General features: G+C 54.0%; 22 protein-coding genes and 1 other RNA gene. 15 read left to right on the top strand and 8 right to left on the bottom strand.

Annotated elements, in window-relative coordinates:
* Window position 1 precedes the first annotated feature (1 nt).
* The 5 genes from JO972_RS06640 (at window position 2) to JO972_RS06620 (ending at window position 5,399) form a co-directional block, all read left to right on the top strand.
* Window positions 2-481: a glycosyl-4,4'-diaponeurosporenoate acyltransferase CrtO family protein gene (locus tag JO972_RS06640; RefSeq protein WP_309489233.1), complete on the top strand. Its 480-nt coding sequence runs from the start codon at window positions 2-4 to the stop codon at window positions 479-481.
* Between the two features lie 3 nt (window positions 482-484).
* A complete protein-coding gene (locus JO972_RS06635) occupies window positions 485-1,918 on the top strand; it encodes a cryptochrome/photolyase family protein (RefSeq protein ID WP_309489232.1) in 1,434 nt (477 codons plus the stop codon).
* Window positions 1,919-2,091: 173 nt separating this feature from the next.
* Window positions 2,092-4,107, top strand: coding sequence for an ATP-binding protein (locus JO972_RS06630; RefSeq protein ID WP_309489231.1), 2,016 nt, complete (start codon window positions 2,092-2,094; stop codon window positions 4,105-4,107).
* Between the two features lie 240 nt (window positions 4,108-4,347).
* Complete coding sequence (locus tag JO972_RS06625; protein WP_309489230.1) at window positions 4,348-4,950, top strand: Panacea domain-containing protein; 603 nt, start codon at window positions 4,348-4,350, stop codon at window positions 4,948-4,950.
* A 14-nt stretch (window positions 4,951-4,964) separates the two neighbouring features.
* Entirely contained in the window at window positions 4,965-5,399 is a 435-nt protein-coding gene (locus tag JO972_RS06620; protein ID WP_309489229.1) for a hypothetical protein, read from the top strand.
* Window positions 5,400-5,403: 4 nt separating this feature from the next.
* Here the strand turns inward: JO972_RS06620 and rtcR are convergent, their stop codons facing one another.
* Window positions 5,404-6,993 (bottom strand): RNA repair transcriptional activator RtcR, encoded by a 1,590-nt coding sequence (rtcR, locus tag JO972_RS06615; protein ID WP_309489228.1) that lies wholly within the window; start codon window positions 6,991-6,993, stop codon window positions 5,404-5,406.
* A gap of 206 nt (window positions 6,994-7,199) precedes the next feature.
* Between rtcR and JO972_RS06610 the strand changes: the two genes are divergently transcribed.
* The 3 genes from JO972_RS06610 (at window position 7,200) to rtcA (ending at window position 11,950) form a co-directional block, all read left to right on the top strand.
* The gene (locus JO972_RS06610) at window positions 7,200-8,795 is read left to right on the top strand and encodes a vWA domain-containing protein (RefSeq protein WP_309489227.1); all 1,596 of its coding nucleotides are present in this window, start codon (window positions 7,200-7,202) and stop codon (window positions 8,793-8,795) included.
* 607 nt (window positions 8,796-9,402) lie between these two features.
* The gene (locus JO972_RS06605; protein ID WP_309489226.1) at window positions 9,403-10,884 is read left to right on the top strand and encodes an RtcB family protein; all 1,482 of its coding nucleotides are present in this window, start codon (window positions 9,403-9,405) and stop codon (window positions 10,882-10,884) included.
* 52 nt (window positions 10,885-10,936) lie between these two features.
* Window positions 10,937-11,950, top strand: coding sequence for an RNA 3'-terminal phosphate cyclase (rtcA, locus tag JO972_RS06600; protein ID WP_309489225.1), 1,014 nt, complete (start codon window positions 10,937-10,939; stop codon window positions 11,948-11,950).
* 25 nt (window positions 11,951-11,975) lie between these two features.
* Here rtcA and JO972_RS06595 read toward each other — a convergent pair whose 3' ends face one another.
* From JO972_RS06595 to JO972_RS06580, 4 genes are all read right to left on the bottom strand, one after another.
* A complete protein-coding gene (locus JO972_RS06595; RefSeq protein ID WP_309489224.1) occupies window positions 11,976-12,215 on the bottom strand; it encodes a hypothetical protein in 240 nt (79 codons plus the stop codon).
* Window positions 12,216-12,339: 124 nt separating this feature from the next.
* Window positions 12,340-12,798 (bottom strand): hypothetical protein, encoded by a 459-nt coding sequence (locus JO972_RS06590; protein WP_309489223.1) that lies wholly within the window; start codon window positions 12,796-12,798, stop codon window positions 12,340-12,342.
* Window positions 12,799-12,861: 63 nt separating this feature from the next.
* Window positions 12,862-13,827 carry an ABC transporter permease gene (locus tag JO972_RS06585; RefSeq protein WP_309489222.1) on the bottom strand — a complete coding sequence of 322 codons (966 nt, stop codon included), beginning with the start codon at window positions 13,825-13,827 and terminating at the stop codon, window positions 12,862-12,864.
* Window positions 13,828-13,948: 121 nt separating this feature from the next.
* On the bottom strand, window positions 13,949-14,623 hold the full coding sequence (locus tag JO972_RS06580) for a DNRLRE domain-containing protein (protein ID WP_309489221.1): 675 nt from the start codon (window positions 14,621-14,623) through the stop codon (window positions 13,949-13,951).
* 187 nt (window positions 14,624-14,810) lie between these two features.
* Here JO972_RS06580 and JO972_RS06575 point away from each other — a divergent pair, with 187 nt between their 5' ends.
* Window positions 14,811-17,066, top strand: coding sequence for a TonB-dependent hemoglobin/transferrin/lactoferrin family receptor (locus JO972_RS06575; RefSeq protein WP_309489220.1), 2,256 nt, complete (start codon window positions 14,811-14,813; stop codon window positions 17,064-17,066).
* 151 nt (window positions 17,067-17,217) lie between these two features.
* Window positions 17,218-17,670 (top strand): flavodoxin domain-containing protein, encoded by a 453-nt coding sequence (locus tag JO972_RS06570; protein ID WP_309489219.1) that lies wholly within the window; start codon window positions 17,218-17,220, stop codon window positions 17,668-17,670.
* 14 nt (window positions 17,671-17,684) lie between these two features.
* Here JO972_RS06570 and JO972_RS06565 read toward each other — a convergent pair whose 3' ends face one another.
* Window positions 17,685-18,572 (bottom strand): hypothetical protein, encoded by an 888-nt coding sequence (locus tag JO972_RS06565; protein WP_309489218.1) that lies wholly within the window; start codon window positions 18,570-18,572, stop codon window positions 17,685-17,687.
* Window positions 18,573-18,807: 235 nt separating this feature from the next.
* Here JO972_RS06565 and JO972_RS06560 point away from each other — a divergent pair, with 235 nt between their 5' ends.
* The gene (locus JO972_RS06560; protein ID WP_309489217.1) at window positions 18,808-19,770 is read left to right on the top strand and encodes a DUF6607 family protein; all 963 of its coding nucleotides are present in this window, start codon (window positions 18,808-18,810) and stop codon (window positions 19,768-19,770) included.
* 64 nt (window positions 19,771-19,834) lie between these two features.
* Here the strand turns inward: JO972_RS06560 and JO972_RS06555 are convergent, their stop codons facing one another.
* A complete protein-coding gene (locus tag JO972_RS06555) occupies window positions 19,835-20,731 on the bottom strand; it encodes a helix-turn-helix domain-containing protein (RefSeq protein ID WP_309489216.1) in 897 nt (298 codons plus the stop codon).
* A gap of 94 nt (window positions 20,732-20,825) precedes the next feature.
* Here JO972_RS06555 and JO972_RS06550 point away from each other — a divergent pair, with 94 nt between their 5' ends.
* Window positions 20,826-20,984, top strand: coding sequence for a hypothetical protein (locus tag JO972_RS06550; protein WP_309489215.1), 159 nt, complete (start codon window positions 20,826-20,828; stop codon window positions 20,982-20,984).
* 76 nt (window positions 20,985-21,060) lie between these two features.
* On the opposite strand, the gene rnpB is transcribed toward JO972_RS06550, so the two are convergent.
* An RNA gene (gene rnpB, locus JO972_RS06545) (RNase P RNA component class A) lies at window positions 21,061-21,448 on the bottom strand.
* A gap of 112 nt (window positions 21,449-21,560) precedes the next feature.
* Here rnpB and JO972_RS06540 point away from each other — a divergent pair.
* The 3 genes from JO972_RS06540 to nagZ are packed head-to-tail and all read left to right on the top strand — an operon-like array spanning window position 21,561 to window position 24,876.
* Window positions 21,561-22,799 (top strand): aspartate aminotransferase family protein, encoded by a 1,239-nt coding sequence (locus JO972_RS06540; RefSeq protein ID WP_309489214.1) that lies wholly within the window; start codon window positions 21,561-21,563, stop codon window positions 22,797-22,799.
* Between the two features lie 34 nt (window positions 22,800-22,833).
* Complete coding sequence (gene argF / locus JO972_RS06535) at window positions 22,834-23,772, top strand: ornithine carbamoyltransferase (protein WP_309489213.1); 939 nt, start codon at window positions 22,834-22,836, stop codon at window positions 23,770-23,772.
* A gap of 6 nt (window positions 23,773-23,778) precedes the next feature.
* On the top strand, window positions 23,779-24,876 hold the full coding sequence (nagZ, locus tag JO972_RS06530) for a beta-N-acetylhexosaminidase (protein WP_309489212.1): 1,098 nt from the start codon (window positions 23,779-23,781) through the stop codon (window positions 24,874-24,876).
* Window positions 24,877-24,879: the final 3 nt, after the last annotated feature.

The following is a 24,879-nucleotide window of genomic DNA, read 5'->3' as shown; positions in this document are numbered from 1 at the left end:
TATGTGGATTGAAATCCCCAACATCTGGATCGCCGTCATCAACACCCTCGGCATCCCGGCCACCCACCTCATCATCGCCTGGGCCAGCACCCGCCTGCCTCAGCAATGGTTTCAGAAAACACCCGAAGCCACGGCAGACAAAAGAAAGCTTCAGCAATTCCTGCTAGAACGCATCTTCCTCGTGCGCCGATGGAAAAAACACCTGCCCGATGCCGCGCCGATGTTCCGTGGGTTTCCCAAGGCCCGCATGCAATCGAAAGAGCCCGACTACCTACGCAACTTCATCGCTGAAACCCGCCGGGGTGAATTCTCTCACTGGCTGCAAATGGTCACCATTTCCATCTTCATCACCTGGACTCCCTGGCCTGGAAATCTTATCGTGGTTCTATGGGCCATCATCTCGAACGCGCCCTGCATTTTCAACCTCCGCCACACCCGCCAGCGCATGCGCAATCTCCTTCACACACTCACCACCTCCTAAGTTATGCCATCAAAAACCATCGTCTGGTTCCGTCGCGACCTCCGCCTGCATGATAACCCCGCCTGGAATCACGCCGTGGGCAAAGGCTCGGCCATCATCCCCGTTTTCATTCACAGCCCTAAAGAAGAATGCCCGTGGCAACGCGGCGAAGCGTCGAACTGGTGGCTGCACCATGCGCTCGAAGATCTTGCCAGCCAGTTGGAAAAACACGGACTGGATCTCGTCATTCGTGACACGAAAAACACTCTGCAGACTCTCACGGACATCATCGATGAATCGGGCGCCGAAGCGGTCTGTTGGAACCGTTGTTATGAGCCCGCCATGGTGAAACGTGACAAAGAGGTGAAAAAGCAACTGCAAGAGGCCGGTATCGAGACCCACAGCTTCAACGGCTCACTCCTGCTCGACCCGCTGAAGGTCACGAATAAATCCGGCAAGCCCTACCAGGTCTTCACGCCATTCTGGAAACACTGCCGTGATATCGAAGTTAGAAAACCGGAAACCGAAAAGCTGAAATCCGCCAAGTCTCACTCGGTCAAAAGCCTCGACCTAACCGAGCTAAACCTACTCCCAAACATACCGTGGCACGAAGGCATGGCTGAGTTCTGGACCCCAACTAGAGACGGAGCCATCGAACTGTTAGAATCAGCCACATCAAAAAGCAAAGACTACGATGCCCAGCGCGACATCCCCAGCGACGATGGCACTAGCCGACTCTCCCCCTACCTCCACTTCGGCCAGATCAGTCCGCGTGAATTTTTCCACCACATCCGCGACAATGCCCCGAGCAAAGAAAAAGCCGACACCGGCATCATCCGCCAGCTTTACTGGCGCGAGTTCTCCGCTCACCTGTTATTTCACTTCCCCCACAGCCAAGACAGCGCGCTGAAGCCGGAATACGAACAGTTCCCATGGGACTTTAACGAAAAGCTTCTCCGAGCTTGGCAGAAGGGCGAGACCGGCTTCCCGATCGTCGATGCCGGCATGCGCCAGCTCTGGCACACTGGCTGGATGCACAACCGCGTCCGCATGATCGCCGGCTCTCTGTTAGTCAAACACCTGCTCCAGCCATGGCAAGAAGGAGCTCGGTGGTTCTGGGATACCCTGGTCGATGCCGACCTCCCTAACAACTCCATGGGCTGGCAATGGGTTGGCGGCTGCGGTGCCGATGCCTCCCCCTACTTCCGCATCTTCAACCCCATCACCCAAGGCGAGAAATTCGATCCCGACGGCGACTATGTTAGAAAATGGATCCCCGAACTCGCCGAACTCCCCACCGAGTTCATCCACTCCCCTTGGGAAGCCACCCCCATCGAACTCAAAGCCGCAGGCGTCGAATTAGGAAAAAATTACCCCAAACCCATCGTCACCCACAAAGAAGGCCGCCAACGCGCCCTCGATGCCTACGAAGAATTCAAGGAAATTAAAGAGAGTTAAACTGAAACGCTAAGACTAAATTGAACATTGATGCCGATCAGCGCTATCAACGATTGCCCATGATAGCTACCTCCCACTTGTTATCCCTTGATGGCAACGGTGACTACTGCTAGAAAATCATGTCGGTGCCTCGGATATACCAAACTCGCCAATCCTTAAAAACACAAATCTGCATGCCTGAAACAACTAAGAACGGTGTTATTTCACTGACCGTCGAAAAAGACTTCCTGCAACGAGTTAGCTCTACAGGAGCGATAAAAGCTCTTGCTGAACTAATTTGGAACGGCCTAGATTCAGGCTCGGACTCGGTCCAAGTGGAATTCTCAAAAAACAAGCTTGGAGCGATTGACGAAATTCGAGTCATTGATCAAGGCTCTGGCATTTCTTACGAAGAGTCCGAATTATTTTTTGGTAAACTTGGCGACTCTTGGAAGAAGAACCACGGAAAGGTGAACGGCCGAGCATTACACGGTAAAAATGGTCAAGGCCGCCTCCACGCATTTGCATTAGGTAGCCGTGTCACGTGGAAGACAACTTATAAGGTAAAGGATTCATTCAATAGCTATCAAATCGTAGGTGATGCTAGCTCCCTCAACCGCATGCATACAACTACCCCCAAGGAAACTAATAAATCCCACCTAGGAACTACAGTTGTTATTTCAGGCATCAGTGAAGGGTTGGGAGCACTGACTTCGGACAAAGCACCAACTGAGTTTGCCAAGCTTTTTGCAGCTTACTTAAGTCAATACCCTCAAGTTTCAATTATACTAGATGGTGAAACAATTGACCCTGCAAGTATTCAAAGGAAAAAAGAGGACCGTTTCATCAAGGGGATAACCCTTGCTAATGGTAATAAAGTAGATGCCATGGTAACCATAATTGAATGGGCTGTTCCAACACCACGTGCAATTCATCTCTGTGACAAAGCAGGGGTCTCTCTCCACACGACAGATGCAGGAATCCAGGCTCCAGGATTCCAATTTACAGCATACGTAAATTGCGACCATTTTCGAGAACTCGACAAGGAGAACCTCCTATCAATGGATGATCTCGTCCCAGACGTTAATTGCATTCTGAATAGCGCTCGAAACGAGTTACGAGGTTACTTTCGAAAGCGAACGGCAGAACGAGCTAGATCTCTAGTCCAGAGATGGAAAACTGAAAAAATCTACCCCTACGAGGATCAAGGCGCGATTACCGCTGTCGAGGAAACTGAGCGTCAAGTTTTTGATATTCTCGGTGTGACATTGGAAGAATATCTCCCAAAATTCGAGGAAGCTGATCATAACGCCAGAAAATTCACATTTCTTCTTCTCGCGCAAGCTCTTCGAGACAACCCCAGTTCCGTTAGGAAGATTATTACAGACGTATTATCTCTGAAACAAGACGAACAAGACGAATTGGCTGAACTCCTAGAAGAAACCCCTCTATCTAACATTATTAGTTCGGCCAGCATTGTAGCAAACCGTCTAAATTTTCTAGTAGCACTAGAAAACCTACTTTTCGATAAGACAACTAAGAAAAAATTGTTAGAGCGTGATCAGTTACACAAAATCCTTGAAACTGAGTCGTGGATCTTCGACGATAACTTTACACTAGCTGGTAGTGAAGAAACTCTAGAAGACGTGCTTAAAATCCACCTCAGTGAGCTAGGCAAACGAGAGGATTCGGATGCTGAGGACAAACCGGTGTTACGGGAAGACGACCAACAAGGCCGGGTTGACCTAATGTTAAGTCGAACGATTCAACCGCGAGAAGACGAGTATGACCATTTGATCGTAGAACTAAAACGACCATCACAGAAAATCTCATCGAAAGTTCTAGGACAAATTGAGAGCTACGCGATCGCCGTCGCTAAAGACCCTAGATTCCTAACAGACAAAACGCGTTGGAAGTTCATCGCTGTATCCAACGATATGGACGAGCACGCAAAAAGAAAAGCGCGACAGCGTGATAAGCCTCGGGGAATGGTTTTTGATGACGGTGAATTAAATATCGAGGTTTGGGCATTTGAATGGACTGAGATCATCGCTAATGCACGGACACGGCTTCAATTCATCAACCAATCCCTCGACTACAAAGCGACCAGGGATAGTTCTCGAGCATACCTAGAGAAAGCACATGCCAAATTCCTTCCCGCTACAAATCAAGAAGACCAGAAGGACATTGACGAGGAGTCACCGCAATAACCAAATTTGTATGGTAATGAGTGTCACAAAGGGATCCATTCCATGGCTCACTGTACAGCCCTAAAAAAACACCTATCGTCCGACCCCCAAAGCCCCACTTCGCTAAACAAAGACCTATCGATTAATAATTGAGAGTGATTTTTAGCCCAGTTATCTCTCCTTGCAAATCGTCACTCTCACATATACTCTCTTGAACAGTGAGAGGGGTAACTCTCCACTCATGTCCATGTTAAAACCGCCATGCAACTCTCCTTTTCCCATAAAAAGGCTACTCAAGCGTTGAACTTCTTCGCTCGTGCTGCAGGTGGAAAGATCAACAAAATGAAGGCTCTCAAGCTGATCTATTTTGCAGATCGCTATCACCTCCGCAGTTACGGTCGGCCGATTACCAACGACACTTACTTCGCCATGAAGTTTGGGCCGGTGGCGTCGCAGTGCCTCAACCTTCTCAACGAAAACGAAGACTACACGGCACCGGAGGAAAATACATACCGCCAAGCATTCCTCGAACGGGAAAACAATGAGCACTACGCATCCAAGGCTGCCGTCAATGAAACGGTGCTCTCTCAGACCGATCTTGAATCTCTGAACTACGCTTGGGAAAATTACAAAGATAAGGACCAGTTCGAACTCGCCGAGGAAACCCATCGGTTTCCTGAATGGCAGCAGCACAAAGCAGCCTTGGATTCCGAACAGGCTACCCGGAGATTTATGAGCTATCTTGATTTCCTGGAAAACCCTGAAAAGGGAGTGGAAAGACTTCCCCTGCTCACCGAGGAGGTCAAAGAGGATTTGGCTGAGGAACTGCATTCTCTCCAAGCCGTGGAAAGTATTTGGAGTTAATTTTTTCTGGAGGCGTGCAATTACCCATTGAGCTGAGATTCATTCGCCAAGGGGCGGTTTTCTACATGGTGGATCGGCGGTTGTCGTCTACAGAACCTCACTACTTCATCGTTCTCAATCTTGATCCATACGGCGACAAGCTACTCCTGCTCGCAGTGGCATCATCACAAGTCGAGAAGGTGCGCGCACGCCGCAAGCGTAAGAGCTTGCCACCTGAAACCGTCGTGGAAATCAGCCCAAGCGACTATCAGGACTTCAAGGTGGATAGCTGCGTCAACTGCAACACGGTCTTCACCAAGTCCCTTGTCGAACTAGCAGACCAATGGAAACGCAAAGAGATCCGAGGTCAAGCAGACCTGAGCGACACGATCTTGCAGCAACTCATCACAGGAATCATGGCGAGTCCTATGATCCCCGAAGAGGAAAAGAAATTGGTTTCAGACAGCTAAGACCTCAAAGGTCACCAAACTGAAGCTCGAACTTGGCGAGATACTTTCTCAATCGGTCTGAGTCATTGGAGGTCTTTTTCTGTGCTCTGGACACTGCGAAGAGGGTGCGTCCGGCTTCGCTGATGTTTTTGGATTTCCTGCATACTTCCACGACATAGCTGAGCTGCACGGCATCGAAGGGGTCGATGTTTTCTAACACGTCAGGCTCCAATACCTCGCTTAAGTCGTTTGCGATGGAAGCCTCTTCGGGTCGGTGCCAGGATTGGGTGAGGCGTTTGCATTCGTCTGCCACCTCTTCGGCTCTGATCCGTCCTTGCGGTGCCAGGGTGGCCATCCGGCTTATGGCGGCGTTGAGATCTCGGAAGTTTCCTCGCCAGGGAGCTTGAGGGCTTTTGGCAAATTGCAGGAAATTTTGTCGGGCTTCTTTGTTGAACGTGACGGCTCGGCCGTTTTTGTTAGAGAACTCACGTAGTTCATAGTCGAGATTCGGCTCGATGTCTTCTGTCCGATCCGCGAGGCCAGGCAGCTGGAAGGTCCAGACGTTGATTCGTGCTAACAGATCTTCACGGAAACCACCGCTGCTGACTTCCTTGCTGAGATCACGATTGGTTCCGGCAATCAGTTGGAACTTACTTTTCACCGGCTGGTCCGCACCGACGGGTAGATACATTCCCTCCTCCACCGCACGCAGTAGCACTGCTTGTTCGTCCACGCCTAGCTCACCGATTTCATCGAGGAAAAGCATGCCGCCATGGGCTTGGCGCAGTAGTCCGGGTCGGTCAGATTGCGCCCCCGTAAACGCTCCTTTTTTATGACCAAACAAGGCACTCATGGCGGTGTCGCCTCGCAGAGTGGCACAGTTCACCTCAACAAAACCACCGTCGAGGCCGCCGCGCTGCTGGCGGAGTTCATAAATACGCCGCGCCAGCTGAGACTTCCCTGCCCCCGTGGGACCGGTGAGTAGGATCGGTGCAGCCGAGCGGAGAGCGACCACTTCGATTTTTTCGATCAGCTCATTGAATGCTTTGTTTCGCGTGGCGATGCCGGACTTGAGGAAATCCAGTGCCTCTAACTGCTCGGCATTGAAGCGGGTGGCCAGCTGGTCGTATTTCGAGAGGTCGAGATCGATCAGACTCACCGAGCCGAAACCGGTCTTGGCTTTGCGGCCTCTTGGCGGACCGGTTTGCAAAAGTTTCCCCGGCAGGTGTCGAGATTCGGTGAGGAGGAACAGACAGATCTGTGCCACGTGAGTTCCGGTGGTGATGTGCGCTTCATACTCCTCCTTTTCCACATCGAAATCATACCCCTTCAGGAAGTCATGCAAGTGACCAAACACGTCCTCAAAGTCCCAGGGCTTCCTGATGCCCACGATGTGCCCGCGCACGTCGGTCTCGGGTGATACCTGACGGAGGTCCTCCATCACTCGGTCTGCCAACTTCTGATAGCGCTGCTCATACAGCAGCTCATAGCGGTCCACCATCGAGCCCTCCTGCGAGCAGATCGAGACCGTAGGCCGCCACCGCTCCCAACGATCCGGACCGAAGCCCATGTCCAATTTGGTCCCCAGGAAACCCATCACTACACGCTTTTTCATGAACACCTCATACGCTATAATTTTCTATATATACAGATAATTTTCTACCTTACACTCACAAACAACCTTCACCCTACTACACGATAAAAAAACAAAGACAACCATATACGCCTCTGTTTTAACTAGTTACACATAGACAAGACACCCCAATCAAAAACTTGGCACAGCCTCTGCAATTATGTTTTTCAACCACCACCACAAACAAGATGGCTAACAAAAACCTATTCCAATCCACTCGCGGAAAAAAATTGCCGCAAACCAATGCCACCAACCTGGCAGGAGGTCGTGCCTACGCCTTCACTCCCCAGCACGCCTTGGCCCAATACGTGGCCACCGGCTGCCTGAACGGAACCTTCTACGCCACCGCCGGTGAGCAGTTAGAGAAGATCATCGAGCTTGCCGGACAGGTGGACGATCACTTCCTCGCGAAGACCGCCATTTACAGCCGACGCAAAGCCTACATGAAGGACACCCCTGCCCTGCTTTGTGCTCTGTTAGCTAATCGCGATGTCGCCCTGCTGGCCGAGATCTTCCCTCAGGTCATCGATAACGGCAAGATGCTGCGAAACTTCGTGCAGATCGTTCGCTCCGGAATCACCGGTCGGAAGTCGCTCGGAAGTGCGCCCAAGCGTATGGTGCAGGCATGGTTGAATCGAGTTAACGATGAAGCTCTGCTCGCCGCGTCCATCGGTCAGTCACCATCTCTAGCAGATGTGATCAAGATGGTGCACCCTCGCCCTAAAAACGCGCAGCGTGAAGCCTTCTACGCCTACCTCATTGGTCGGGCCTACAGCGAGGAGAACCTTCCTTCCGTGATCCGTCAGTATGAAAACTGGAAGCTCACACGTGAGGGAAATCCTCCCAAGGTCCCCTTCCAGATGCTCACCTCGCTTGAGCTTGGAAAGCGTGACTGGCTCACCATTGCCAAGAATGCGCCGTGGCAGATGACTCGTATGAACCTGAACACCTTTGCCCGTCAGGGCGTGTTTAAGATGATCGGTATGAGTGGAAAAATCGCCAACCGTCTGAAGAATCCACGACTCATCAGACAGGCTCGCGCTTTCCCCTATCAGCTCATGGCCGCGTATCTCAATGCCGGGGATGATGTTCCTAACAAAATCAAGAACGCCCTTCAGGATGCGATGGAAATCGCCTTGGAAAATGTTCCTGAGATCAAGGGAAACGTCGTTGTCTGCACGGATGTTTCCGGCTCGATGCACGGATCGGTCACCGGCTACCGCAAGGGTTCCACGTCGAAAACCCGCTGCCTCGATGTCGCGGCACTCACCACCGCTGCGATCTTGAGAAAGAACCCGAATGCCATCGTACTTCCTTTCGAGAACGATGTGGTGAAGGTGAATCTCAACCCACGCGACTCGGTGATGACAAATGCGACGAAGCTGGCCAGCCTCCCCTGTGGAGGAACCAACTGCAGCGCGCCCCTCGCCTGGCTCAACAAATACCGACGCCCAGTGGACATGGTCATCTTTGTTTCCGATAACGAATCATGGATCGATTCTCCCCACTACGGATACTTCGGTGGCGGAGCGACCAATACCATGCGCGAGTGGAACCAGATCAAGCAGCGTAACAGCAAGGCCCGCATGGTCTGCATCGATATCACACCGAACGAAACCACCCAGGCGAAGGAACGTGCTGACATCTTGAACATCGGCGGATTTTCCGACCAGGTCTTCAAAACCATCGCAGCCTTCGCTTCGAAATCACTTCACCCCGATCACTGGATCGGTGAAATCAATCAAACCATCATCAAGACACCTATGAAAAAACAAGCTATCTAACACCTGTGTGTGAAACTTCGTAAAACGGATACCTCGCTGGCGAATGCAGATCGTGACTACATCTTACCCTATGTCAAACGTCACATCGACTCCCTTGTCGCCAGCAACTCACAGCAAACAGATTCTTTTGGTAATGGCTGGCAAATGCCTGTGGAACTACATCGTTATGGACGGCGAGGTCGTGGGTTCGAGTCCCACCCGGGCCCACCATTTTTCAAATTATGGCCCGGTAGCTCAGAGGCAGAGCGCGAAAACGTTTCACTCCCCCTTGTTGCCATCCATTACCAAAATTTTTCAAATCCAATCACCTGGCGAATGCGGGTGAGACTACATCGGACAAGAGCGCTAAACACGCTTGAGCGGGTTCGAACCCCGTGGGCTTCTAACGAAGCTGAAAATGTCTCACCCACCGGTTGTCGCCAACCACAGCCAAATCAAACCCATCTGGTGAATGCCAGAGGAACTACATGACTCCATTGGTCGCTGGTTCGAATCCGGCCTGCCGTTTCTAACAAAGCGCGCAGTAGCTCAGCCTGGTAGAGCAGTAGAATGTTTCTCAACTCCTTGTCACCACTTTCCAATCAACTCATACTCCACTAACAAAATCATGAAAATCCACCCTACCGGCGAAGCCACCGGCTTCCTCCCCGCACGCGATAACAAAGGTAAACCGATCACCGTGATCGGCACCGAGGCGATCCGTGAAGGCTTCGGGTCCGAATGTCTCTCTCAAGCCCTCAACGCCCGCTCCGCCCCCGGCGTTTCCGAGGTGGTGCTGAACCCGGACGCCCACGTCGGCTACGACGCACCCATCGGCTGTGTGATGGCCTCGCCCACACACATCTACCCAGGCCCCGTGGGCGTGGACATCAAGTGCTCGATGAGCCTGATCCAGATGAACGTGCCGCAGGAGGCGATTGCTGACAAAAGCACCCGCCGCGCCCTGATCAACGCCATCTGCGAACGCACTCCCACCGGGGCTGGAAAAGGTCAGCGGTCGGCAAAAAAATCACGCAGTATCGATGCCGAAACCGGCAAGCTCGCGGTGACTCAAGGAGCGTCTCACGAAGTTTGCGAAGCCATCGGGATCCCACCCGAGTGGGCAGAGCGCTGCGAAGACAGCTTCCACGTGGGTCACGATCGATCACAGGCCGCGCTGGAAGATCGGCTCGACCGCATGCTCAGCGGCGGCTACGCGGATCGCTTCCGAGGCAAGGTGCAGCAGTTCGGATCCTACGGCGGAGGCAATCACTTCGGTGAGGCCGAAGCGGTGAGCATCACCGACACCCCCGAGGCACGCACCGCAGCCGAAACCTTCGGTCTAACGGACGGCAATATTGCCTTCCTCTCGCACTGCGGGTCTCGTGGTTTCGGTCACGACCTCGCCAGCTCGCAGTTCCGTAGTTTGCAGAAGAAATTCGATACCTGGGGAACCCCCTTCCCAGCCAACGACAAACACCTCTGCTACGCGCCACTGGGAACACCCGAAGCCGATGCTTACATTGATGACATGTCGCTGGGAGCGAACTTCGCCACCGTCAACCACCTGCTGATCAACGCGCTGGTGTTAGAAGCTTTTCAAGAAATCCTCCCCGGCACCACCGGGCAGCTGGTTTACTTCATCAGCCATAACATCGCGCGTCAGGAGAAGGTTAATGATCAGTTCCAGTGGGTGCACCGCAAGGGAGCGACCCGTGCCTTCCCTGCCGGTCACTACAGCCTGAAAGACACGCCGTTTTCCGAAACCGGACACCCGATCCTACTGCCTGGAAACCCACGCGACGGCTCGGTAGTCATGGCCGCCCTGCCGGGAGCGGAGAAATCCTGCTACTCGGTGAACCACGGCGCCGGCCGCAGTCTGGGACGCGGACAGGCATTCCGATCGCTCGATCAGGAAAAAGTGGATACCGAACTCGATGCCCATGACATCCTCAGCAACTGCCGAAAGTATCCCCGTGACGAAGCACCCGATGCCTACAAGGACTTCAGCGAAGTTCTCAAAAGCGTGGAAAAAGCTGAGCTCGCCCACACCGTGGCCAAGCTCGACGCCCGCTTCGTGATTAAGGATGCCAGTAAGGCGGATGACTAACTAAACCAAGATCCGTCAGGTCGGTTTGATCTGACGGATCTTTTCTAACACCATGATAACACTCAACGGTCAAGACGGCGGAGGTCAGATCCTCCGCACCGCTCTCTCGCTCTCCATGATCACTGGGGAAGCTTTTCGCATTTCCAACATTCGCGGACTGCGTAAAAAGCCAGGTCTCATGCGCCAGCACCTCACCTGCGTGCAGGCAGCGCTTGAAATCTCCGGCGGCTCGGCAGATGGCGCGGAGATGGGATCTACCGAGCTCATTTTCAACCCCGGCTCGATCACTGCGGGCGACTACCATTTCAAGATCGGCACCGCTGGCAGCACCACGCTGCTAGCCCAGACATTGATTCCAGCCCTGCTGCGCGCCGGTGAGGGGTCGACAATTTTGTTAGAAGGAGGGACTCATAATCCCCTGGCTCCAAGCGCCTGCTTTCTCCAACACGTTTTCCTCCCCCAGTTGACCAAGATGGGGGCGAAGGTGGAGCTGGATTTGCAGCGTCATGGTTTTGCGCCGGCCGGTGGAGGTGCGATCCGCTGCCGAATTTCACCCTGCGCCGAGCTGAAACCGCTGCATTTGAACGAGCGAGGCGAGGAGCAATCGCGGCGTGTGCTGTGTCACCTCGCTCACGTGCAGGAGAGCGTCGCCGAGCGCGAAATCACCGCGGCCTGCAAGTCGCTGAGCTGGGATCCCGACTGTGGCGAAACGATCGATGCCAGCGACTCCTCAGCGCCGGGGAACTGCCTATCGGCGATGATGCAATTCAGCCATGTCACCGAGATGGTCACCTCGCACGGCACCTACGGAAAATCATCGGAACGCGTCGCGAGAGCCGCCGCCAAATCGATGAAAAACTACCTCAACTCAGGCGCTGTGGTCGGAACGCACCTCGCCGATCAGCTGCTGCTCCCAATGGCCCTGGCAGGCGATGGCAGCATGATCACGCTAAGCCCAAGCAATCATGTCAAAACCAACATCAAGGTGATCCAAGCGTTTTTGAATGAGCCAATTCACATCACCCAAGAAGCCGATCACCTGCATCAAATAAGCATCCGCCCATGATGTCAGACGGTAGGGAGGATTGGCCTCAATCCTCCGGATCGGAGCGCTCAGCCTTGGCGCGACCAGTGAGGGGGATGGTGGCTTCGTAGCCCATTCCCCCATGCGCCACCACCCCAGGCACCATCCGGCAGATTGAGCCAATCTGCCCTACCGCCGCACCACAAGCAGGTGACCGTGACACACCTAACCAGCTGCCACCACGAGCGACATCATGGTAGGGAGGATTGGCCGCAATCCTCCGGATCGGAGCGCTAAGCCTCGGCATGACCAGTGAGGGGACGGTGGCTTCGTAAACCATTTCCCCATGTGCCAACATCCCAGCTACCATCCGGCAGATTGAGCCAATCTGCCCTACCCCCGCACCTCAGGCAGGTGAACGCAGCCGTGAACTATCCCATTTCCCGGCGGGCGATGACATGAAGGTTGCCGATGCCGTTTCTGGAGAACTCTTCCCAGTATTTTTTGCTCACTGGTTCGGTGATCTTTTTGCGTTCCTCGTCGCTGAGGGCGTTGAGATGTTTGTCGCCATACTTCGCCAGCAGCTCGCGCTCGGCCATGCGGGCGACCAGTTCTTCCCAGAAGGTCTCGTTGCGCATTTCATCGTAGCATTGCGCGTAGAATGATCCTTCTTCCTTCTGCTTGCTGAGTCTGAGTCGTTGCCGTTCGGGGTCGTGCTCCACCTCCTTGCCCTGGCCATTGTGCTGCAGGCGGGTGAGAATTTTTTCCAACATGTCGTCGTAGCGCGCCACGCCTTCATCGGCCCCCGGTTTATGGTTCCAAAAAGTCGCCCAGCACGCCAGCGTCAACATTTCCGCTAGGGTGAGCAGCTCCTCGTCTGTGAATCGCATGTGCATCCGCGCTGAGAGCTAGCAGCGGTGAGTCCACGTGGCAAACCCAGAATGACGCGCGATTCACCTTTGGGGCGGCATCGGCTGCTGGGGCGGAATGTTCGGCACGGGCGCAGCCACCCACTTGGGAGCAGTCGGGGTGACATCGGCATACCAAGCCACCGCCGCCATTCCCAGCAGACCGACAAAGCCACCGTAACCAATCGTCATCGCCGTCGCCATGGAGACCACCAGAGGCGTGAAAATTAGCAACCCGATCACCATCCAGCTGGGTTTCACCTCGTAGTTATGCACCACCAACCGAATCCGCGAACGCGCCAGACTCAGGCCAAAAATCACATAACACAACCCAAAGGCCAGGGCATTGAGGTGGTAAAGAATCCCGCAGCCATCGGTCTGGCTGGAACTCCACATCAGCGGAGCCACCCCCGAGAGCCCCAGCGAAAAGAGAAACATCAGCATCACCACGATACGGCCTAAAATGGTGCGAAAAGAAGAAGCTCCAATCGCGCCCGAACACACCACCGCCGAGGCGCAAATCACCGTTAGCGACATCACAATGTTCCGCCAGGCATCGATGCCGCCGATGAAATAGCGCACGATCATGTAGGGCAGCAGCGACACAAAGGTCACCAAACACAGCCCCCACATCGCAAGGAACTTGCCACGAACCACACGCCACCGAGTCAACGGAGTCATCAACAAAAGCTCGTGATTCCCCTCCTCCAGCTCCTGCCCCATCAGCGCCAAACCACCGAGCGGCATGATCAAGATACAAATCAATCCGGCGACCATCCAGAACGGGCCAGAATCAAAAAACAAGGCAGGGTTAAACACTCCGGTTCTGTTCGAAAATCCTTCCACGTCCCCCATGTTGAACTCCGCGAGCATGGCCAGCACGGCGAGCAGTTGGATCACGATGAAGGGCACCATGAACATTCCGCGGCGCAGACCTTGGCGCAGCTCCTTCACCGTCATCGCTCCGAAACGATCCGATAAGTCGTCCTTTCTCTGCAGTAGTTCACTCACAGCCTGAGAGTGTCTCTTTACGGTCGTGATTTCCAACAAAAAAAATACCCCTCCCCGGCATCACACTAGAACCGAAGGAGGGGCTGTCTTACTTTCCTCACCAGACAGAGGAAATAGGGTGCTACGCGCGCTGACGGCGTAGCAAAAGTAACAAGGAGCCAATTCCTGCTAGAACAGCACCTGACGGCTCAGGCACGGTATCCACCAGTGCTGGCTGCAGAGAAGCATCATCGCTATACGTAGAAGAGGCCAACTCCACCGCTCCAGAAGTTGAGAAAAGAGCGAAGCCATAGTTGCTGCTACCGTCATTGATCCAGCCATTCACCGCATCGGTGACATCGACATGCTCCGTGCTCTGATCGGTGAAATTAAAGGTTCCGATCACGGTAGCCGTTCCGCTTTGCACATAAGTATCATACCAGGTTGTTTTATCGGCTGCGGCCTGAAAATTGGCAAAGGAATCCCCAAGGGCTACCACCTGGACGGTAGCGCTTCCCGTTGGGGTCAAACTGCCGCCACCGAAAGTCGATCCATACTCAATCGAGCTGAGACTCAGAAATTTATCTCCCGATGTGCTGAGGGAGCTCACATCGAAGCTCACCACACCAAAGTTGAAATGTGGATGACTGGGAGTCCCTTGCAAAGATTCTCCGAGAGTGATCTGCGGGTCGGTCTCGGCGCTCGTGCCCATGAAGATGTAACTATCTGTATCGAAATTAGGATTAGCCAAGGTAGCGGCTTGAGATGAGATGGTTAGAAGACCACCCAAGGCGATGGTTAGAAGTGTATTTTTCATAAATAGATTAAGTTCGCAGCCGGTGCGTCCCGACCACGATTGAAAACCTAACCTGATCAGAAATTTTCGGCTAACGGCGCTTTGCGATTGATTGGCGCAGAACTGTCTCAGCTTTTGAGCAATTCAGAGCTAATCAAAGTCAACCAACCGATAGTCTCTTCACCCCAGACAGTGGATGATTTGAGCTATGCCCACATCTTGGAAATATCTCATCATACTCTCAGCCGCTCTCCCTCATATGGCCTACGGAGAGGATACTAACAGCGAGGCTGATGCGTTCGGTGAGCTCCCGGAAACCTACATCACAGCAACGAGAAACCCGACAAGCTGGTTACTCACGCCTGGGTCTGGGGCTTTGATTCAACGTGATGCGTTTCTACAATCCGGCGGTGCAGATTTCGGAGATGTGGCAAAATATGATCCCACTGTGTCCGCACCACACAGCTTGGGCAGCTCAGACGGAACCTTCGGTTATGGGCAGACAGGCTACAGCGGATACAACATACGGGGAATCGAAGGAAACCGGATCCTGATGCTGGTGGATAACATCCGGCAACCGGAGCAATTTGTCTCCACTTCCTTCGCGCAGGACACCAGTTCCGCAGGTGGGGCCGGTCGGGATTATTATGATCCGGCGATGTTCGAGACCACGGAAATTCTGAAGGGAGCAGCCAGCGCACTCTACGGTAGCGATGCACTAGGTGGCGTGGTGGCCTACCGCACCCCCGAGGCCGATGATTTCCTAACAAACTCAGCGAATAACTACGGTGGACTTCTTCGAGGGCAGTATTTCAGTAAAAATGACAGCTACGCCGGACAGGCATTCTTCGCCTTCAGGCAAGACGACATCTCTCTGCTCTTCGGCTACGCCGGCCGCACTGGCCATGAGACCGAAAACAATGGCGAAACTCCACCGAACCCCGCCGATTTCAACAGTGACAACTATCTGCTGAAACTCAATTGGGAAGCCAGCGATGAGCATGCCTTTGGATTCACCTATGAATACTTCAAGCGCGATCGCTCTTTGGAAACGCTAAGCGCCGATGGCTTCGTGAATATTTTCGACAAGGAAATCCTGAACTGGGAACAGCAAGAACGAAACCGTTACAGCCTGAGCTGGGATTATTCCCCCACCGATGTGGCGCTCTACGATTCCATTGAATCGCTGCTGTATTTTCAAAACACCAGCAACAGCAGCATCAACCATAGCGAATCCGTATATGGTCGGGTGCGTGACCAAGAGATTGACTTTGATACCCGCAGTTACGGTGTGCAATCGACCTTCCGCAAGCAAGCCGAGCGCCACCAGTTCACCTACGGCCTCGATTTTTCAATGAGCCGCAGCGAGAACCGATTCTATCGAGAAGACAACGGCCTGCCACCATACACCAATCGTATTTCCTTCGCTCCCACCGACACCATGCGGGCAGCCGTTTTCCTGCAAGACCAGTTTCAACCATCTGAAAACAGCCCTTGGCGCGTGATCGGTGGACTTCGTCTCGATTACTACCAAATCACCCCAGACCTATCAGCCGACTACCTTGAGCGCATTTCTCAAATCAGCAGTAGCACTTCGGAAGTTCTTCCTGCGGATGGGCATGAGCTTCTCACCTTATCTCCTCGCCTTGATCTAATCTATCAGATCGATGAGGAAACCTCTCTGTATGCCCAATATTCGCACGGGGTAAGAAACCCAACTGCGGAAGAGCTCTCGATGATCTTTGACCACCCAGACTCGGGCAGCAACTCAGCCGGAAGCATCACTCTGCCGAACCCATCACTGGAGGAAGAAAAAAGCGACGCCTTCGAGCTAGGATACAAACATCAAAGTGATCACCAGCGGCTACTCGCATCTGCGTTCTATACTCGCTACTCAGACTTCATTGAGAATGGCGTCAACACCGGAGAACTGAGTGATGATGGTCGCGATATTATCACCACCGTGAACCGTGGCCGGGTGGATATCTATGGCTTCGAGCTCGGGGGCTCATGGGAACTGGGGCATTGGTTTGACTCACTGGACGGACTGGAGGTCGGTGTCTCGACGGGGCGAACCTGGGGGATCGATCGTGAAGAAGACACCTGGCTGAACACCATCGAGCCATGGAAAACTGTGGCATGGATTGGCTACACCGCTCCTTCTGAAAAATTTGGCCTCCGCCTGACTGGAACCTACGTGGATGGTGTGAAACACGTGGATGACAGCAGCGGAGGTCCTTATTTCAGACCTCCATCTTATTTCAATCTGGATGCCTCAGGCTTCTGGAAAATCACTGACAGCCTGACACTCCAGGCAGGCATAAATAACATTCTCGATGAGCAATACTGGCAGTGGAGCAATACCCGGAAAGGCGGCAGTCACATCTCCAACGCATCCAGCATCGACGACCGAAGCACCGCGCCAGGCGTCAATGGCTTCCTCTCCCTCAGCTATCAATTCTAACCCTCAACCTCAAAACAAGTCATGGACCCTCTACTCTATCAATCCACCCTCGCTCCCATTCTCATCTTTCTGTTCTGCCTCTCCATTTGCCTCATTGCCATGAAGCCATAACCAACAAACAACTCTCACCTAACCATACAACATCAAGAAAATGGAACCCGTCCTTATCCTCTACGCCAGCCAGACTGGCACCGCCGAAGAACTCGCTAAAGATATCAACAGCCAGCTGAACGAAGTCGGCATCCCAACCGTCTGTAACGATGTCTACGACTGCAAAATCAGCGCTCTCAAGCAATACACCTTTTGTCTCCTGCTCGCGAGCACTTGGGGCGAAGGCGAACCGCCAGACGATGCCGAGGAATTCTACAACGCCCTGGAAGAAGCAAAAGAGCTCGACCTCAGCCAGCTACGCTTTGCCGTATTCGGCCTGGGCGATTCAGGCTACGATGAATTCAACGAATGCGGGAAGAACTTCGATCGGATGTTAGCGGAGCGAGGTGGTCAGCGCATGCTCCCACGTGTGGACTGTGACATCGATATCGACGGCCCGTTTGAAATATGGGGAAATCAGATTATCGAGCAGCTCAGAGCGCTGCCCGCATAATACTGCCGCCACATCTAACTTGTGGAGGGAATGTCTGAAATGGAGTGGTAGCTCGAATCAGCCGCGAGACAGACTTGGTGCCACTGCTCTGAATGGCATTCCCCCTCAAGTGAAATTTCCAGCATCAGACCACCGAGTGAATGGTAGCACTTCATCAGGGAATATGTGGTCCCCCCCTTCACTGAGTTCATGATCTGAATGGTGTGGATCATGCTCGCATCGAGGCGTAACACATGCTTCGCACCGCTGCAGACGATGACGCCAGACAGGCAGCGAATTTCATCGATCGCCCACGCACAGAGCATATCGACATGATCCGCTGCAAGGTGAAAGCGAAGTTTGGACGCCGTCCCGGCATACATCGATAAAATCTTACTCACTGGGTGGCCCTCGGTGTTTTTTCGGATGCGGTCTGCTCGATCGGCACAGCAGGCGCAGGCATCAAAGTTAGGCCTTTTCAAGAAACGCTGCCGCTGTAAGGCCGCAGCCTTGACTCGTTCTTGCGCATAAGCCTCGGTGATCAACTCAAAGAGATCTTCGCGATAGTCGTTAGAAAGAAACGCCACAGAAAAGCCATTGGCCGCTCTCTCAAAATCACATTCGATGACACCTGCCCCCATGACAGAGTGATCGACAGCGTAGGTCGACTCCAGCCTTTCGGTATCCACCTTGATCCCGGACTCCGGCCACCAGAGAGTGCCTGTTTCATCCAGTCGCTCGGGTTTCAAACAACTACTTTTCACCGCCATGGCCACTCCGTGATGGCTAACATTCAGATACGCCGAACCGATGCAATCAAGGTTCTTGGTGAAGTCATCCGTCAGACCTTTGAGTAACAGCACCTCTTGGTTCATGGAGGCTTCAAGGTCTTCCTCGATTCGTTTCTGTTCAATTTTATCCATGCTGTATCGTTTCTATGTATTTAGTTTTGCGAAGTAATCGTCATCACCAACAAACCATAACAGCAGGCCTGCCACCTGTGATGGATTGCGATGTTTTAGCGATCAAATGCGCAAAGCCCACAAGCCCACCGCACTTATCCATCGGCCAGTTCTAGCACCGCAATTAATCGCTAGTTTTCTGCAACTCGGCATCAGCCAATCATTTGAGAAAGAGCTATAAACATGCCCGATGAACATGAAAACATTACCCACTCTCCACCTTGCCGCCGTGCTCGGCATTACCGCCTTATCAAGCCTAACAGTTTCAGCCGAAGAAATACCTACTCCAGCCCAGCAGAGTGATTTTCAAAAAGATCGTGCCGCTATTCTGGCCATGGCAGGCAAATACAAGGTGACCTTCAATTTCCACGAGACCTATGCACTCAATCCTCAATACACGCTTAAAAAGAAAGCATATCAGGAGTCCGCTCACGAAATAGTCAAAGTCGTGGAAGACAGCGGCAAGCACATCGTGCTCCAACACCTGCTTCAAGTAGATCACGGAACGGACATCGTGGTCGTTAAACACTGGGGCCAAGTTTGGACCTACCAAGACACCGAGATCCTCGAATATCAGCAAGGAACGACGTGGAAAAAGAAAACCCTAACATCAAATCAAGCACAAGGGACTTGGAGCCAGTATGTCACCCAGACCGACGATAGCCCACGCTATGAGGGATACGGAACATGGAACCATTTTGCCGGTGCCAGCATCTGGACTTCCGAGGAATCGCCCCGCCCGCTTCCGCGCCGTGAATACACCAAGCGCAAGGATTACGATGTCGTCATGGGAGTGAACACCCATGCCATTTCTGCCAACGGCTGGGTGCATGAGCAGGCGAACCGGAAGCTGGTGAAACGCGATGGAAAAATGGAATTCCTCTGCGCTGAACGAGGGTTCAACATCTACGAAAAAGCAGACGATCACGATTTCAGCCAAGCCGAGAATTACTGGAAAGCAAATCAATCATTCTGGAAAAACATGCGTGGTTTCTGGAATCAAGCCATCAGTAATTCGACAACTTTCAGCTACCGAAAAAATGCCAACGACACCAGCCTACGCAAAGCCACCCGTCGCCTCATCCCAAGCGACGACAATGAAAAAGGTGCCAGCTCCGAAGAAATTGCCACTGCGCTAGAGGCCTTCATCGTCAAGTAAGAATCTTTCCGCTACGTCAAGAGGTCAACGCGCTGTTGGCCTCTTTTTTATCTCTCAAAAAAACTTAATGATTCAAATACTCCGAAGGCTTGATCCCCTTCTCGAGGACAAAGGCTTTGGTGAAATGACTGAGGCTGTTGTAGCCAACCTCGAAAGCCGCCTCGGTGACGTTGTATCTTCCAGAGTCCATCAGCTCTGCCGCTTTTTCAATGCGGAGGGCGCGTAGTTGTTGGGAAATAGTCCGCCCGACTTCTTTGGAAAAGAGCCGGCTCAGGTAGTGCGGCGCGCAGCCGACATGTTCTGCGATTTTTGCCAGTTCCAAGGGCTCGTCGAGATGGTCTTCCAACCAGGCATTGACCTTGCCCACGCGATCGCCACTGGCTTTTTTCCGTGTCAGACAGAACGGCTCTTCGGCTGACCCACTGAGCTTGTCGGTGGGGCGGAACAGATGCAGGGCGAGAATTTCCGTCACCTTGGCGATATACCAGAACGTCGCCGCCTCCCCCTCCACGGGAGGATCGGACAACTGACGCGCCATGTCTTTTTCAGCCAGCGTCATCGATCTCACATGACCGACCGGTTTGCCCTCACCCTGGTCACCGCTGACCGATGCCCAGAGTGCTTCGTAGATACTTTGCTGACGATGCCCCAGTGTCTTTTTCAGCCACTCCGCCGTCATCGAGAGCAGGATGAATTCGTGATTCTGACCGCTGATCAGCCGCGAGGCCATAACCTTGCTTCTGGGAAAACACATCGAGATCGTGCTGGGCGACACCCCGATCCGCGTGCGCTCCCCCATCACCACGCCCTGACCACTCAGGTTAAACATCAGGTGCAGCTGGCCGGGGACGAAGAGATGACTGCAGTCGAAGGCTCGGTCACGGAGGCCATACCAGTCGAGCGACCAGCCTGCCTCCGTCCTCTCACGGCATAAATGTTCGTGCTCCAAATCCGTCACCACGGCCAGCTGTATTGCAACTGAGTCTCATTAGCAATTAAAACTTGCAAGGATCTGAAAAGGCACGATAATCACGCCAACGAAACGTCATACCACTATGCAAATTAACAACAATGACCTGCGTGGCAACAAACGCCGCCTTCCTGAGTCCACCATGGAACGCATCGCCCGCATCAAGGAGCTGTTCAAAAACGCCCGCACCATGGCGGAGAAACAAGCCGTGGCCAAAATGCTCGCCGAGCAATCTCCGGCCTAAGGCAAAGTCGCGAAGCGACACGGGTCACCGACCACTGGCAAGCGCCCCCTGCCCACTGATTTCCAAGCAGGGAGAAATATGCCGCTCCCCTGTAAGCCGGATTCTGTCCACCCCGCTTTCGCGGAGCTGTACGATCATTTATCTTTCCTCGCCGAAACGAGGAACCTTCCTTGCGGAATGGTGCGACTAATACCCGGGGATTCTGATCGGGCGGGCACCCTTCCCCTGTTATGTCTTGCGCCGCGCGGGGTTTACCGTGCCTCCTCGGTTACCCTTGGAGCGGTGGGCTCTTACCCCACCTTTTCACCCTTACCTACCGAAGCAGGCGGTTTGTTTTCTGCTGCACTTTCCGTCCGGCCGACTTGCATCGGTCGTCCCTCGTTCTTCACGAGGCGCGCTGCCCTGTGGCGTCCGGACTTTCCTCGATGCCTCCGAGGAGACACCGCGATCGTCCGGGGAGCGGCAGGCACAAGTTACGCTGAAAGTTTCAAAATCCAAACTCCAAATACCAAAAAACGTCGTATTCAGAACTTGAAACTTGGACTTTGAAAATTGAGGCTTAGAACTTCCCACGTCATGTCCTATCTACTACCCACCTACGCCAACTTTCCGCTCACCGCTGTCCGGGGAGAGGGTGTGCGACTTTGGGACGATGCTGGAGATAGCTACCTCGATTTCTGCGCTGGCATCGCCACCTGCAGCATCGGCCACTGTCATCCGAAACTTTCCCAGGCAATCAGCACGCAGGCATCCACCCTGATGCACTGCTCGAACCTCTATCAAATCCCCCAGCAGAAGGAGCTGGCACGGACTTTGGTGGAGGACTTTGTCAAAACTCCCGGCAAGATCTTCTTCGGCAACTCCGGCGCGGAGGCCAACGACGGCATGATCAAAGCCGCCCGTCGCTACGGCCACGCCAAGCCTGATCAGGATGGCAAAGCGCGTTACGAGGTGATCACTTTCAACCTGTCCTTTCACGGTCGGACCCTGGGTTCGATGGCCGCCACCGGTCAGCAGAAGGTGCAGGAAGGCTTCGCGCCCCTCCTGCCCGGATTCCGCCACGTGCCATTCAATGATCTTGATGCCCTGCGCGAAGCGATCAATGACAGCACTGTCGGCATCATGTTAGAGCCCATCCAAGGTGAAGGCGGCGTCAACGTGGCGACCGCCGATTTCCTCAAGGGCATCGCTGAGCTCTGCGCCGAGAACGACCTGCTGCTGATGCTCGATGAAATTCAGTGCGGCATCGGTCGGACTGGCACCGACATGGGCTGGCAGTCGATTTGTCCCGAGCTCAAACCGGACACTATTTCCTGGGCCAAGGGTCTTGGCGGAGGGTTTCCGATCGGGGCTTTCTACGTCAGCGATCGGGTCATCGACGCTGATGGCACCGAGCTATCCTCGCTCATGAGCGCCGGCTCCCACGGGTCGACCTACGGAGGAAATCCGCTCGCCTGCGCCGCCGCTCTCGCTGTGCTGGAAGAGATCCAGTCCGCGGAACTCACCGGCAATGTCCAGCAGCGTGAGCAGCAGATCCGCACCGCCATCACCAGCTGGGAACACCCGGTGATCACGGAGATCCGCGGCAAGGGGCTATTGTTAGGATTCGGCCTGAACAGCGAAGCCCTCGATGTGCCTGAAGGAGCCACTCCAGCCGCCTACCTCTGCACAAAACTGATGGCTAACAAACTCCTCACCGTGCCGGCCGGACCGGAAACCTTGCGCTGGCTACCACCGCTCAATGTCACTGAGGCTGAAGTCTCCGAAGCTTTAGAAATACTGAAAAACACCCTCGATTCTCTAGCAATTTGCTGAATACTGGTAACTTAACCCCGATTACTTTCAAACCATGACCCACTTACTTTCCATAGAAGAACTTTCCAAAGAACGCATTTGGAAAATTATCGACGGCGCTGTGTCGCTCAAAACCGAACGCAAGAACGGCGGCCATAAGAAAAAACCTCTCGAGGGCCAGACTTGGGCGATGATTTTCACCAAGTCCTCCACCCGCACCCGTGTCTCTTTCGAGGTCGGCATCCGCGAGCTTGGCGGCTCGGTGATGTTTTTGTCGTCCAACGATATCCAGCTCGGCCGTGGCGAGCCGATCAAGGACACCGCTCGGGTGTTAGGCCGAATGGTGCACGGTGCGGTGATCCGCACATTCGCGCAGCAGGACGTCATCGACTTTGCCAATTTCTCCGGCATCCCCACGATCAACGCCCTGACTGACGACGCCCACCCTTGTCAGATCCTCGCTGACCTGCTCACCATCCGTGAACGCATCGGCACCTGGGAGAAAAAGAAAATCGCCTTCGTCGGTGATGGCTTTAACAACATGTCACGCTCATGGATGTGGGCCGCGAAGGAGCTCGATTTCGAACTTGCCATCGCTGCACCGCAAGGATGTTTGCCAACGCAAGGCTACCTCGATCGCCTGAACGCAAGCAACGTCACCCTCACCACCGATCCCAAGGAAGCCGTTAAGGATGCCGATGTCATCAACACCGATGTGTGGCTCTCCATGGGTGAGGAAGGGCAGACCGAAAAAGAGGCGCTGTTCGCTGATTACCAGGTCAACTCCGAGCTACTCAAGCACGCGAAGTCATCGCACATCGTGCTGCACTGCCTGCCTGCCTACCGCGGCAAGGAAATCACCAACGAGGTGCTGGAGGCTCATGCCGATAGCATTTTCCAACAGGCGGAGAACCGCCTGCACGTTCAGAAATCCGTGCTCTGCAGGCTGGCCTCCTACGGTCAGACCTTCCGCGGCATGTTTGATTCCCACTAACCGATCATGCACGGCCAACTTCTTTTGCTCGGCGTTCCAGGCACGGAGCTCACTGCGGCTGACGCCGAGCTTTACCAAGCCATCCAACCGGGTGGCTTCGTGATTTTTGGTCGTAATGTGGCGTCGCCCGAGCAGCTCCGTAAGCTCACCGATGATCTGCGGGAGGTGGTGCACGAGACGCCGATCATTGCCATCGATCAAGAAGGCGGTCGGGTCACGCGCACCCGCGACATTGGCGCCGAGCCACCATCCGCGCAAGAGCTGCGGGAAAAAGGAGACCTCGGCGCCATCGCCAGACACGGCATGATCACCGCCGATCTGTTGAGGCTGTTAGGCATCAACATGGACTTCGCCCCGGTGCTGGATATTTCCTATGATGACGAGGCCGATAACGCCCTGCGCGGTCGCTGTTACGGCAGCGATGCGCAAGAAGTCATCACCAATGCCGGCATCTTCAATCGCAACCTGCGCCACCGCAAAGTCCTCTCCAGCGGCAAGCATTTCCCGTCCTGCGGCCTGGCCGATGCCGACCCGCACCACGACCTGCCGCATGTGCACAAATCGGTGACCGAGATGCTGAAAAGCGATCTCCTTCCCTACACCGCACTGATGCCCGAGCTGGATGCGCTGATGACCTGCCACGCGCACTTCACCGCCATCGATCCCGACAGCCCCGGTCTGCCCGGCTCGATGTCGCACAACCTGATCACCCGACTACTCAGAGATCAGTTAGGCTACAAAGGCGTGGTCATGACCGACGATCTCGACATGGGAGCCATCCTGAACACCTACGGTCGCGGCCCGGATGTGAAGCGTGCCATCGCCGCGGGCAATGACATGGCAATGATCTGCCACCAGCCGGAGACCGCACACGTCGCCGTCGAGCACCTCAAGGAGCTGCCGAACGGCACCGTGGATGACGCACTGAAAAGGATCGCCAAGCTCAAGAAGCGCCTGAAGGATCCATTCAAGTTCAGCATGAAACTCTGGGACCAGCTCGATGCCGAAACCATGCAACTCCGCATCGATGTGTTAGGCGAAGAAGGAGCTCGTGAAATCCGCGACTACTCAGGCGTCAAACGCTCACCGGTCGAGGACTACTAAACC

Source organism: Oceaniferula flava (genome assembly GCF_016811075.1).
Classification (GTDB): Bacteria; Verrucomicrobiota; Verrucomicrobiia; order Verrucomicrobiales; family Akkermansiaceae; genus Oceaniferula; species Oceaniferula flava.
Note: the sequence above shows the minus strand (reverse complement) of the source record. Positions and strands in the feature narration are given on the sequence as shown.

Excerpts from the sequence above, each read along its gene's own strand:
- JO972_RS06640 (WP_309489233.1), top strand. The coding sequence starts at position 2 with ATGTGGATTGAAATCCCCAACATCTGGATCGCCGTCATCAACACCCTC.
- JO972_RS06635 (WP_309489232.1), top strand. The coding sequence starts at position 485 with ATGCCATCAAAAACCATCGTCTGGTTCCGTCGCGACCTCCGCCTGCAT.
- JO972_RS06630 (WP_309489231.1), top strand. The coding sequence starts at position 2,092 with ATGCCTGAAACAACTAAGAACGGTGTTATTTCACTGACCGTCGAAAAA.
- JO972_RS06625 (WP_309489230.1), top strand. The coding sequence starts at position 4,348 with ATGCAACTCTCCTTTTCCCATAAAAAGGCTACTCAAGCGTTGAACTTC.
- rtcR (WP_309489228.1), bottom strand. The coding sequence starts at position 6,993 with ATGAAAAAGCGTGTAGTGATGGGTTTCCTGGGGACCAAATTGGACATG.
- JO972_RS06610 (WP_309489227.1), top strand. The coding sequence starts at position 7,200 with ATGGCTAACAAAAACCTATTCCAATCCACTCGCGGAAAAAAATTGCCG.
- JO972_RS06605 (WP_309489226.1), top strand. The coding sequence starts at position 9,403 with ATGAAAATCCACCCTACCGGCGAAGCCACCGGCTTCCTCCCCGCACGC.
- rtcA (WP_309489225.1), top strand. The coding sequence starts at position 10,937 with ATGATAACACTCAACGGTCAAGACGGCGGAGGTCAGATCCTCCGCACC.
- JO972_RS06595 (WP_309489224.1), bottom strand. The coding sequence starts at position 12,215 with ATGCCGAGGCTTAGCGCTCCGATCCGGAGGATTGCGGCCAATCCTCCC.
- JO972_RS06590 (WP_309489223.1), bottom strand. The coding sequence starts at position 12,798 with ATGCGATTCACAGACGAGGAGCTGCTCACCCTAGCGGAAATGTTGACG.
- JO972_RS06580 (WP_309489221.1), bottom strand. The coding sequence starts at position 14,623 with ATGAAAAATACACTTCTAACCATCGCCTTGGGTGGTCTTCTAACCATC.
- JO972_RS06575 (WP_309489220.1), top strand. The coding sequence starts at position 14,811 with ATGCCCACATCTTGGAAATATCTCATCATACTCTCAGCCGCTCTCCCT.
- JO972_RS06570 (WP_309489219.1), top strand. The coding sequence starts at position 17,218 with ATGGAACCCGTCCTTATCCTCTACGCCAGCCAGACTGGCACCGCCGAA.
- JO972_RS06565 (WP_309489218.1), bottom strand. The coding sequence starts at position 18,572 with ATGGATAAAATTGAACAGAAACGAATCGAGGAAGACCTTGAAGCCTCC.
- JO972_RS06560 (WP_309489217.1), top strand. The coding sequence starts at position 18,808 with ATGAAAACATTACCCACTCTCCACCTTGCCGCCGTGCTCGGCATTACC.
- JO972_RS06550 (WP_309489215.1), top strand. The coding sequence starts at position 20,826 with ATGCAAATTAACAACAATGACCTGCGTGGCAACAAACGCCGCCTTCCT.
- JO972_RS06540 (WP_309489214.1), top strand. The coding sequence starts at position 21,561 with ATGTCCTATCTACTACCCACCTACGCCAACTTTCCGCTCACCGCTGTC.
- argF (WP_309489213.1), top strand. The coding sequence starts at position 22,834 with ATGACCCACTTACTTTCCATAGAAGAACTTTCCAAAGAACGCATTTGG.
- nagZ (WP_309489212.1), top strand. The coding sequence starts at position 23,779 with ATGCACGGCCAACTTCTTTTGCTCGGCGTTCCAGGCACGGAGCTCACT.